The 11,122-nt window shown below is 62.8% G+C and carries 9 protein-coding genes; 3 read left to right on the forward strand and 6 right to left on the reverse strand.

Annotated features, from left to right (window positions below):
* Nucleotides 1–60: 60 nt before the first annotated feature.
* From FO013_RS19760 to FO013_RS19780, 5 genes are all read right to left on the reverse strand, one after another.
* The gene (locus tag FO013_RS19760) at nt 61–312 is read right to left on the reverse strand and encodes a DUF559 domain-containing protein (RefSeq protein ID WP_143924278.1); all 252 of its coding nucleotides are present in this window, start codon (nt 310–312) and stop codon (nt 61–63) included.
* Nucleotides 313–1,446: 1,134 nt separating this feature from the next.
* On the reverse strand, nt 1,447–2,481 hold the full coding sequence (rsmI, locus tag FO013_RS19765; protein ID WP_260848287.1) for a 16S rRNA (cytidine(1402)-2'-O)-methyltransferase: 1,035 nt from the start codon (nt 2,479–2,481) through the stop codon (nt 1,447–1,449).
* Nucleotides 2,481–2,951, reverse strand: a complete 471-nt coding sequence (locus tag FO013_RS19770; RefSeq protein WP_143924279.1) for a DUF4190 domain-containing protein — start codon at nt 2,949–2,951, stop codon at nt 2,481–2,483. The genes rsmI and FO013_RS19770 overlap by 1 nt, the downstream gene beginning before the upstream one ends.
* 88 nt (nt 2,952–3,039) lie before the next feature.
* Nucleotides 3,040–3,507 carry a DUF4190 domain-containing protein gene (locus tag FO013_RS19775; protein ID WP_260848288.1) on the reverse strand — a complete coding sequence of 156 codons (468 nt, stop codon included), beginning with the start codon at nt 3,505–3,507 and terminating at the stop codon, nt 3,040–3,042.
* A gap of 258 nt (nt 3,508–3,765) precedes the next feature.
* On the reverse strand, nt 3,766–4,398 hold the full coding sequence (locus FO013_RS19780) for a DUF4190 domain-containing protein (protein ID WP_260848289.1): 633 nt from the start codon (nt 4,396–4,398) through the stop codon (nt 3,766–3,768).
* 183 nt (nt 4,399–4,581) lie between these two features.
* Between FO013_RS19780 and FO013_RS23020 the strand changes: the two genes are divergently transcribed.
* The 3 genes from FO013_RS23020 (at nt 4,582) to FO013_RS19800 (ending at nt 9,090) form a co-directional block, all read left to right on the forward strand.
* Nucleotides 4,582–6,660: a dolichyl-phosphate-mannose--protein mannosyltransferase gene (locus FO013_RS23020; RefSeq protein ID WP_260848290.1), complete on the forward strand. Its 2,079-nt coding sequence runs from the start codon at nt 4,582–4,584 to the stop codon at nt 6,658–6,660.
* Between the two features lie 166 nt (nt 6,661–6,826).
* The gene (locus FO013_RS19795; RefSeq protein ID WP_143924282.1) at nt 6,827–8,206 is read left to right on the forward strand and encodes an acylneuraminate cytidylyltransferase; all 1,380 of its coding nucleotides are present in this window, start codon (nt 6,827–6,829) and stop codon (nt 8,204–8,206) included.
* Entirely contained in the window at nt 8,203–9,090 is an 888-nt protein-coding gene (locus FO013_RS19800; protein WP_143924283.1) for an N-acetylneuraminate synthase family protein, read from the forward strand. Before FO013_RS19795 ends, FO013_RS19800 begins: the two co-directional genes overlap by 4 nt.
* 198 nt (nt 9,091–9,288) lie before the next feature.
* Here the strand turns inward: FO013_RS19800 and FO013_RS19805 are convergent, their stop codons facing one another.
* Nucleotides 9,289–11,118 (reverse strand): polysaccharide pyruvyl transferase family protein, encoded by a 1,830-nt coding sequence (locus tag FO013_RS19805; protein WP_143924284.1) that lies wholly within the window; start codon nt 11,116–11,118, stop codon nt 9,289–9,291.
* Between the last annotated feature and the right edge of the window lie 4 nt (nt 11,119–11,122).

An 11,122-nucleotide genomic window follows, 5' to 3' on the forward strand; every position in this document is an offset into this window, starting at 1 on the left:
TCAGCCTGGCTTCGACTGGGGAGTCCCACACCCGACGCCTCTCCTGCACCTGCAACGACCTCAGAGAGCCGTCTTCTTCTGACAACTCTTCTTCAGCTGTGGTGCTTGGGCAAACAGTTTCCGTGAAAAGGTCGCCACGTCGAGAACCTCGTTGAATTTGAAGCGGACCACTGTGTATCCCATGGACAGCAGACGGTTGTGCTGGTGGCTCTCCTTATTCATCCGGTCGAATCCGGCACCGACGTATTTCTGGGTCCCGTCCACATACAGTGCGACCTTGGCAGTTCTGAAGAGGAAGTCCAGTCGAGTCAAGGTTCGGTACCCCTCCTTGACGTCGAATTGCTGAATGAAATCGTGTAGCCCTAGCAGGTGCAGATTCAACGAAGCACGACTCTCCGCGTAGCTTTCTGACAGCGGCGAGACCAACCCGCACAGAGTCAGTGCGCGCTTCCGCCCGGCGGCCATTCGAGCTCTCGCCGGACCGAACAGCTCGGAGACTTTCTCGGGCAGGTGGTACATGAGGTCAGGCGGGTAACCTCTTCGAAAGATTGCTTCTTCGTCGTCGCCTAGCATCGAGGCGCGGAGCACCTGCTCCATAGCAGCGAATCCCCCTGCCGGACCGAGGACACCAATGAGATCGAGTGCAGTTCTGGCCCGGTTCGTCACAGCAACCCCGTCCAGGATCTCTACATCCCCAGCTACGATCCGACGTTGAAGGCGAACGAGCTCACCGCTTCTCGAACCGGCCCGTGGATTGATCACAGATATCGGATGAGAGTCGATCCCGAACATCCCGAGTTTATGAAGTCGCGCAGCCGATACGCCCCAGACCACATCACCATCTCGATACGACGGATATGTGAGGACCCGTAGGCGATCGAGGTGTTCGAGGTATCTGGGTCTCTGCGTGCGCTCCAGGTATGTGCCTTCTTCGTGATAACGAATCCACTCGTCATTCTCTGCGAAGATCAGGAAGACGCTGTGGGCAGGAACGCCACACCGCCGGACCACCGAGTACACTCCTCGGCATAATTTGAGCAGACAGCAGCCCAGTGACGAACGGATGAGCGTCGTCGTCGCACCTGCGGCTCTGAGATCACGAAAATAGACAATGTTGTACATCACGCCATAGTCGGCTGACGGAACCCACATTCACCAGTCCGAAAACGAGCCCTGTGCACGAGCTGCATTCGTCCACCGGACACTTACGCCGAGGTCATTCGTTCCTTCACAGGGCTTCGCACGTAAGTGGCTGATCCCCATCTGAGCAGCTGCACGGACAGCCTGCTGGCTCGGCCGCGCTGTTTCCAGAGAGCCGTGCCAGCACATACACAGTCGAAGTCAGATTGAGTTGGTTGCAACCAACTCAATCTGACTTCGACTGTGGAACACGGTGCTCGGATCTATCCACACCCTCATACGCGCAACTCGGAGGGCCCTCGGGCCTCACTCCCGGTGCAGCCAGGCCTCGTAGATCTCACGTTTGGACAGTCCGAACTGCTTCGCGACCTGCCCCGCGGCATCTTTCGCGCGCACTCCTGACTCCACGAGTTCACCGACGGCGTCGAGGTGGTCCTCTGGTGCCGTCTCGACCGCGGTTGCTCCGGCGAGTACGAGGGTCAATTCCCCGCGCAGTCCGTCGGCTGCAAGTTCGCGCAGCGAGGACACGGTGCCGCGCAGGGTCTCCTCGTAGGTCTTCGTCAGTTCGCGGCTGATGCTCATCGGTCGATCTGGCCCGATGACCGTGAGGAAGTCACCCATCGTGTCGGCGATACGGTGGGGGCTTTCGAAGAACACCATGGTCCGCTTCTCACCGCGCAGCTCCTCGAGGAGGTTCTTGCGTGCCCCGGATTTGCGCGGCAGGAAGCCTTCGAAGCTGAATCGGTCGCTGGGCAGCCCGGATACTGCCAGCGCCATGAGCACGGCCGACGGTCCGGGTGTGGAAGTGATAGGAAGTCCGGCCTCCGCGCATGCCTTGACGACGCGGTACCCGGGATCTGAAACGGCCGGCATACCAGCGTCGCTGAGCAGGACGACGGTCTGGCCGGAGCGGATGAGCTCGACCAGCTCGGGCGCGCGAGATTGTTCGTTGTGGTCGAAGACACTGATGACACGTTTGGTGTGCGTGAGTTCCAGACGCTGCGTCAGCGACAGAAAACGGCGAGTGTCCTCGGCTGCGATGACATCGGCGCCGGCGATGGCGCGTTGCATGCGCTCGCTCGCATCGCCGAGGTTGCCGATAGGAGTCCCGACTAGGACGAGTTTGCCGCCGGCTGAGGCTGAGGCTGGGTCAGGACCCGTTGGGTCGAACTCAACCTGCACCTCGTCCGCGTCGTCCTGCACAACCAGGGATGAGTCTGCATCATCGGCGGCGTGATCGTCGGCGGCGGCGTGGTCACCGGCGGCGGCGTGATCGTCGGTGGCGTTGTGATCCTCGGCGGCGTGGTCATGAGTGGCGTCGGCGTCCGGTCTTCCGGACATCAACCGGCCGACCCCGCACCGATCATAGCGGCCCCGAAGACGAGAACCATGATTCCGACGTAGCCGACCCAGAACAGCACCCACAATGCGGTGCCGACGTAGCCGACCCACAGCGCGGCTACGGCCATACCGTCTCCGCGTTCACCTGACTGCCGAATCTGCTTCCGGGCGATATGGCCCATGATGATTCCGGCGATGCCCGCGAGGAAGATGCTGCTCATCACTCCGAAGATCGAGGCGACGAGGGCAATGATCGCCAGAGTGTTCGTAGGAGGAAGCGGCTGATAGGCGTAGGTCGCCCCTGGTGCCCCACCGGTGTACTGGGCGTTGGGGTTATATGCGGCGTTGGGGTGATAGCTTGCAGCGCCGTAGTTGGCATTCGCATTGTTGTAGCCGCTGCCCGTTGCGGGGCCCGACTGCGGCTGTTGGTAATACATGTCTGGATTGTTCCAGTTGTTCTGACTGCTCATGGCGCGATCTCCTTGCGTATGCCTACAACGGTACCGAGTCGTTCTCTGGGACAAAAGGTGAGGTTGTTACAGATGCGTCTCAGTTCAGTCAGTAGGTCGCTTCTTCAGCAGCAACGCCCGCCATGATTGCCAGCACCATGACCCCGATGTAGAGACCCCAGAAGATCAGCCAGAATCCAGCACCGAGGTAGCCTGCCCAGAGTGCGGTCAGCGCCATCGCGTCTCCGCGTTCGTCCCGCTGACGTATCTGTCTGCGAGCGACATGGCCCATGACGATCCCCGCGATGCCTGCGGGGACAAAGGATGTCATGGCCCCTGCAAGTGACAGCACCATGGCGATGATCGCCACCGTGTTGGTCGGCGCGATCGGCTGGTAGATGTACGTGACGGGGCCCGCGAACCCCGGGGTGGGTCCGAATCCTGGATTAGGTCCGAACCCTGGCTTGGGTCCGGATGCGGCTGACTGCGAGTAGGCGGAATAGCCTGAGTAGCCACCATTTGCCGAATGACCCGAAGCTGCTTTGCTGCCGCTGGCGGACAGTTGCCGAGTGTACATATCTGGTTCGCTCCTGTTGCTGTGGCTGCTCATGGGATGAGCCCTGTTGAAGGGATGCTCCCCTTGCGTCTGACTACAACGCTATCGAGCCGCACAGTTCCGACGGGGGCGAACCTGTTGCAATCCTGCACCACCGGTGTCAGGGCAGAAAATGGATTCTAATGAGCTGCGCCTCCAGAAGCCGGTTTCCCAGCACTTGGTTCTCCAGAAGTCGGTGTCCCAGCACTTGGTTCTCCAGAAGACGATCCTGACGATCCCTCAGTAGCCCATCCCGGCAGCGAGGAATCCGAGACCCAGAACGCCGACGAAGACGACGATCATCAGCAGAGCGAAGCCGATGCCGATGTAGCCCATGACCAGCCCTGCGGTGGCCTGGCCTCGGCCGTCTTCGCCGGTTCTCTTGATCTGGCCGCGAGACACGTGGCCGAAGATGACGGCGAGGATCGGGGCGATCCATAGGAACATCGCCACGATTGAGAACAATATGCCGATGACAGGGACCAGGGAGAGGATGCTGCAGACCAAGCCGCCGCCGAGCCCGATGATGCCCATCCACATCGCCCAGCCCGACAGGGTGTTCACTGCTGGCCGCACCATCATCGGTGCCCCGTAGGTCATCGGCTGGCTGTATCCCGCCGGCTGGCTGTACCCGTACGCGTCCGGCTGGCTATAACCATACGTGCCCGGCTGGCTGTAGACCGCTGGGCCGGACTGGGTCTGCTGATACGGGTTCGGGTTCGAATACTGGTTCGGGTTCGAATACTGACCCTGGCCCTGATACTGGCCTGAGCCGTACCCCGTCTGCGGCTGTGACGCGCCGTACCCATTGTTGAACTGTTGGGATCCGACCTGTGGTGGATCGCTCGGGCGATAGTTCGGGTTGTATGACACGCTCTTCACCGTTTCATTCGTTTGCCGCCTGTTGATGACTACCCTAGTCGTCCCAAGGGCCCGAACGACAATACACCGACGTCCCCAACCCGCCGCTCGCGCCGATCTCCCGGCCCACATGAACGACTCACCCTGAGGACCAGATGGGAAGAAGCGTCTCCCCGGACCTTAAACTTGACGATAATGACTCAACCCGAAGATCCCCAGGCGCCGAGGTGGTCCACTGACCCCGCGGATGAGTCCACCGACCCCACACACTCCCAAACCGACTCCCCCTCATCCCCGACGACTTCGGTAACCGACACACCCTCGACTGCAACGACTTCGCCTGCCGCCAGGCTCATCGCCCGGGAACGTCGTGCTGACCGGCGCGAATCGATCCGCGCCAATGCCGCTGCCATCCGCAGGCGCACCTTCAGCGCCGGAATGTGGGCGACTCGCGCACCGGTCTGGATGTGGCCGGCCCTGCTGATCATCACAGCTATCGGTGGTGTACTCCGACTCTTCAATCTCGACTTCCCTCACCGTCTGATCTTCGACGAAACCTATTACGTCAAGGACGCCTACTCCGTCTTCAGGTTCGGCTACGAACGCTCCTGGCCGGAGAATGCCGATGACTCCTTCAACGCCGGTGACCCGAGCGTCATCGAGTCCACTCCTGAATATGTCGTCCACCCGCCGTTGGGCAAATGGATCATCGGTGCCGGCATCCACCTCTTCGGCGCCGACGATTCCTTCGGCTGGCGGTTCTCCGTCGCCATCGTCGGCACCCTGACGATCTTCCTCATGGGCTTCATCGCGTGGAAGCTCTTCCGCTCCGCGTTCTTCGCCTGTGTGGCCGCTGGCCTGCTTTCGATCGATGGTGAGCACTTCGTGCATTCGCGCACGAGTCTGCTCGACATCATCCTCATGGCCTTCGTCCTCCTTGCCTTCGCCTTCATCGTGCTCGACCGAGAGTTCGTCACGAAGCGCCTCGCCCGTTTCACAGCATCGGCCGCTCCCCCGGACCGATCGCGCTCATATTCTCTGACTCCCGCCTCAGAACGGCGCATCCCCGCCGAGTCGGTCGAAGCCTCGCCGGCAGCCCCGAACGCTGAGTCCTCCGAGGCCGCCGCCCGGCCCCCTGAGTCCGCCGAGTCGCCAGCCGCCTCGTCCGGCGACTCGTCGGCAACCTCTTCGGCGGGACTTCCCGTCCGCGGTCGCGACCGTCACCCATCGCGACGCAAGGACCTGATCAACTTCGGGCCCCGCCTCGGCGTGCGTCCCTGGCTCATCGCCGCAGGCATCAGCCTGGGTCTGGCAATGGGAGTGAAATGGTCGGGGCTCTATGCCGTTGCCGCATTCGGGATCCTCGTCGTCGCCTGGGACGCGCATTCGCGCCACCGCTCCGGGACCGTCCACCCCTGGCTGGGCATGCTCATCCGCGACAGCATTCCTGCGTTCATCAAACTCGTGCCCGTGGCGCTGCTGACCTATGTCGTCACGTGGTCCGGGTGGATCCGATCCGATGATGCCTGGGACCGGCAGTGGGCGTTCGAGAACGGCGGCTGGTGGAGCGCACTGCCGGACTGGCTGCTGTGGCTGCCGTCTCTGGCCCACTACCACTACACGGCATATTCGTTCCATGTCGGCCTCGACTCGGAACACCCCTATATGTCGAATCCGTGGGGGTGGATCGTCCAGTGGCGGCCGACCTCCTTCTACTACGAATCCCCTGACCAGGGAAGCATGGGCTGCGCCGTTGAGCACTGTTCAGCGGCGATCACCTCGCTCGGCAATCCGGTCATCTGGGGGCTGGCGCCCATCGCCATCCTGGTCGCGCTGATCACTTGGATCATCCGCAGAGATGTTCGCGCCGGAGTCATCCTGGCCGGACTCGCCGCGACTTGGCTGCCCTGGTTCGCCTACCAGGAACGCACAATCTTCACCTTCTACACGATCGTCATGGTCCCCTTCGTGGTCCTCGCGTACACCTACTGCCTGACGCTGCTGTGGGGCCGAGTCCCCACCGCTGCGAATGCGGCCCCGACGGCGGCGGGTAACCCTGCAGGCTTCTTCGACTCCGCGCCCAAACCGCGGGGCCTCGTGTTCGCCGGTCGCGGCACGCGAATCCCCTGGTCCTTCTTCGGTCGCCGGATGGCCGTGGGGCTCATCCTTGTGGCCGCGATCATGGCCTTCGCCTACTTCTGGCCGGTCTACACCGGCGAAGTCATTCCGTTCGACGCCTGGAACAACCGCATGTGGAACGTCACCTGGCGCTGACCGCTCCCAGCTATTCCGGCGTCACCTGGCGCTGACCGCTCAGTCCCGCCTCGGGCGACAAACCCGGCCCCACGGCACCTCGACACACACCCGCCACGAAGGCGTCGCCTGTGCGACATTGATCGTTCACCTGGGGGCCACATGCCGTCGTTAGCGTCGAATCATTGTGAACTACCAATCGACTCTGACTCCCCCAGCGCCCACCGATCGCGTGGCCACAGCGCCCGCTGACAATGAGAGCGCAGCACGGCCGCATCGGGCCGTGGCGATCATTCCCGCCCGGGGCGGCTCCAAGGGAATTCCGCTGAAGAACCTGCAGAAGGTCGCCGGGGTCTCGCTTCTTGCGCGCGCGATCAACGCAGCCAATTCAACACCGAGCATCGACCGCGTGGTCGTCTCGACCGATCATGAGGGCATTGCCGCAGAGGCGATTCGCGCCGGCGCCGAGGTGTGCCACCGTCCCGCTGACATCGCCGGTGACACCGCGACCAGCGAATCGGCCCTGATCTACACGCTGGCCAACCTCGGCGAGGAATTCGACACCACCGTGTTCATGCAGTGCACCTCGCCGTTCATCGACTCAGCCTCGATCGACAACGCGATCGCCGCCGTGCGAGACGGGGACGCCGACGTCGTGTTCTCCGCCGTCGAGGACCACTCGTTCCTGTGGCGCCTCGATGACGGCAATTCGGCAGTCGCCGTCGGTCACGAAGCCAGCTTCCGGCCCCGCCGCCAGGACCGTGCCAAGCACTACAACGAGACCGGCGCGTTCTACGTCATGCGCACCGAAGGCCTGATCGAACACGAGCACCGCTTCTTCGGCCGCGTCACGATCGAAGAGGTCCCACCCGAGCACGCCCGCGAAATCGACGACATGTCCGACCTGTCACTGGTCCGCGCGATCGCCTCCACGCAGGAGACCGCGCAGGTCATCGACGTCGACGCCCTCGTCACCGACTTCGACGGAGTCCACACCGACGACGGTGCCTATGTCGACGAGGACGGCAACGAACAGGTCCGCGTCCATCGCGGCGACGGCATGGGAGTCTCACGCCTCGTCAGATCAGGACTGCCTGTCATGATCCTGTCGAAGGAACGCAACCCAGTCGTCACCCGCAGGGCGGAAAAACTTCACGTGGACGTAACCCAGGGCGTCGACAATAAATCGAAGGTCCTGCAGTCGTGGATCGAGGAACAGGGCCTCGACGCAACCCGAGTGGCCTACGTCGGAAACGACATCAACGACCTCGAAGCCTTCGACGTCGTCGGCTGGCCCATCGCAGTCGCGGACGCCCACCCCAAGGTGCTCGCAGCGGCTCGAGTGGTCCTCGATCGGCCGGGTGGAAAGGGAGCTGTCCGCGAAGTCTGCGACCTCATCCCCGTGCCTGACCAGGCAACGCAGCAGCTGCCGTCGCGGGGCCTGACATCCGTACTGGACTCCGACTCACACCACACCAATGCTCACCGACCATCCATCCAGCAGCAACAGCCGTTGCTCACGAATCACGCAGCAAGTCTGCATACCAATCGAAAGCAGGTTTCATGACTGATCAACTCGCCCCCGTGGCCTTCGGAGATCACCTCGTCGGCCCGAATCAGCCCGTGTACATGATCGGCGAAATCGGCATCAACCACAACGGCGACGTCGAGATCGCGAAGCAGCTCATGGATGTCGCCGTCACCGCCGGTGCCCAGGCCGTGAAGTTCCAGAAGCGCAATCCCGATGTGGCTGTGCCCGAACACCAGAAGTCGAAGATGCGCTCGACCCCTTGGGGCGAGATGACTTACCTCGACTACAAGTGGCGCGTCGAGTTCGGCCAGGAAGAATACGCCGAGATCGACCGCTACGCCAAGGAAGTCGGTCTGCAGTGGTTCGCCTCCCCCTGGGACACTGACTCCGTGGACTTCCTCGAAAACGAGTTCGACGCACTGACCTACAAGGTCGCCTCAGCTTCGCTGACCGACTTCGAGCTCCTCCGTGCGATCGCCGCCACCGGCAAGCCCGTGCTGTGCTCCTCTGGCATGTCCGACTGGGCAACGCTCGATGCAGCCGTCGAGGTCTTCGACCGCGACAAGCTCGTCCTCATGCACGCCACCTCGACCTACCCGCTGCCTCCCGAAGAGGTCAACCTCAAGGCAATCCCGGCAATGCGTGAGCGTTACGGTGTGCCCGTGGGCTACTCCGGCCACGAGCTGGGCCTCGAGATCTCCTTCGCCGCCGCGGCACTGGGCGCCGTGACCATCGAACGCCACATCACCCTCGACTCCTCGATGTGGGGCTCGGACCAGTCCGCCTCGATGGAACCACGCGAGTTCACCTCGCTCGTCAAGGGCGTGCGCGTCCTCGAAACCGCCTTCGGCGACGGCGAGAAGCGCGTCATGCCGGGCGAAGAGTCGAAGATCGATTCCCTCCGCAAGGTCAGCGTCTGAGCAAGGTCAGCGTCTGATCTGACCTGATCCTCGGCTGGTCTGATCGCGCTCTGACCTGATCAGCTGATAACGGCCCCACCACCTCGGCGAGGTGGTGGGGCCGTTGTCGTGTCCGCGCCTCTGCACCGGGTTCCTTGTCAACGGGAGCCTAGGCCGGGGCGATGATCGCCGGCTCCGCCTTCCGAGGCGCGCCGTTCTTCAGCGCTTGAATGCGCGCTTGATTCTCCGCGCTCTCCAGGCCAGCCCATGCGCCGTCTTGTCGATGAGGACCTTCGCTTCGGCGGTGGCCGTACGATCCGTGACCGACCTGAGCTGGGTATCAGATTTCTCGAGCCGCTTCCGCAGTCCGGCTGCCTCGCCGGCGTGACGGTTCTTCTCAGCTGTTCGAGCATCGAGTTCTGTGGTCTGGGCGGCGAGCTCAGCAGATTGCTGCTCGAGCTGAGCTTCTTTCTGATTGAGGTCATGTCGAAGGTTCTTGCGATCAGCTTCGAGGTCCTTACGCTGCGTGGCGGCGTTGTCGAGCTTCTGCTTGTGCTCGCGACGGATCTTCGAGAGTTCTCGCGTCTGAGCGGTGCTGAACTCCTCAGCCTCGGCGACTGCCGCGAGGTGGAACTCCTCGGCTCGGATGTCGGAGCCTGTACGCAGATCCACGTCTGCGCCCGGGCTCCCGGCATCCGCGGGAAAGTGCCCCACATCCGCACCGACACCGACACCGACACCGACACCGGAGCTTTCCGCATCTGTCCCCTGTCGTCCAGTGCCCGACGCGGGCCGCAGCGTATCGTGGATATCGGCGTGGTTCTCTGCCGTGATGTCGAAGAGCTTCTGCCGCGTCGATGCGAGGTCATCTTGCAGGTCATTGCCCTGCGCGTAGGCGTGCTCGATCGTGTCGACGATCCCCTGGGCCAAAGCTTGTACTCGCCGCGCGACGTCGCCGCTGACAGCGTCGCCGCTGACCCCGGTGCCATCACTGTCCGCGCCCGCACTTTCCGCCGTCATTCCTTCCTGCCCCACCGGCACGACGAATTCCGGGTGCCCGATGTCGTGTGCGAAGTAGCCCAGCTTGGCGTGCAGGTCGAGGGAGATCGGGATCGAGCCGACTCCGAAGGGGATCATCTGCGCGTGGCCGCGACCGCCCAACACATAGGGGATTGTGGCGAACAGGTCGAAGCCGGCGAAGAACCCGACGTCGGAGCCATATAGCCTGACCTCCTCGATTTCGGGCACCTCGGCAACCAACTGCCGCGACACCTCGGCGTCATCAGGATGGAAGGGAACGCTGAGGATGGTCCACCCCTTGGCCACAAGCGTGCGGGCGGCTTCGATCGTTGCCCGGTGGATCACCTCGGCGTCATAGCCAGCAGCCTCTTGGCGCGGATGAACGAGCATCTGGATGGCCAGGACCTTCTGGCTCGGATCGGGACGTCGACCAAGCAGAGGTTCGTAGAGCAGACCCGCGATGGTCGTCGGGCAGGGTTGGAAGCGAATCGAGTCAGTCCTCGAATTCGACGACTCCCCCATACCGTTCTCTTCGATACCGAGGAACCGGGACATCGTCTCGATGCTGCCGGTGTTACGCAGGCCGAAGAACACGGACTGGTCGAGGACCTGGCTGACATGGGTGCGCATCAGTTCGTCGAATTCGGGCTGGCCGGGAAACCGGTTGTCGCCGAGCGCATAGACGATCAACGGGACCTCGATGGCGTCGAGCGCCTCGGCGGAGATCTTCCACTGCCAGCCAGAGAGCCGATTCGGGTTCGTGTCCTGGAGGAACAGCCCGCCGCCGCCGATGACAACAGCATCGGCCGATGAATTGATCCGCTCGACCAGGGCCATGTCCACCTCGCGTCGCAGGGCCGCCGCCGAGGTGAAATCGACCTCACCGACCGACTGCCCCGAGGAACCAGAGGCGGCCGAACCACCCGTGCCCATCACTCGGAAAGCGTCTCTGACCACGGGGAACAGGGCCTTGTCGCCATAGTTTCCCCAGGTCGGGATGTCGAAGTGGAACAGCTTCAGGTTCGGCATCACA

It is taken from the genome of Brevibacterium aurantiacum (assembly GCF_007558825.1).
GTDB lineage: Bacteria > Actinomycetota > Actinomycetes > Actinomycetales > Brevibacteriaceae > Brevibacterium > Brevibacterium aurantiacum_A.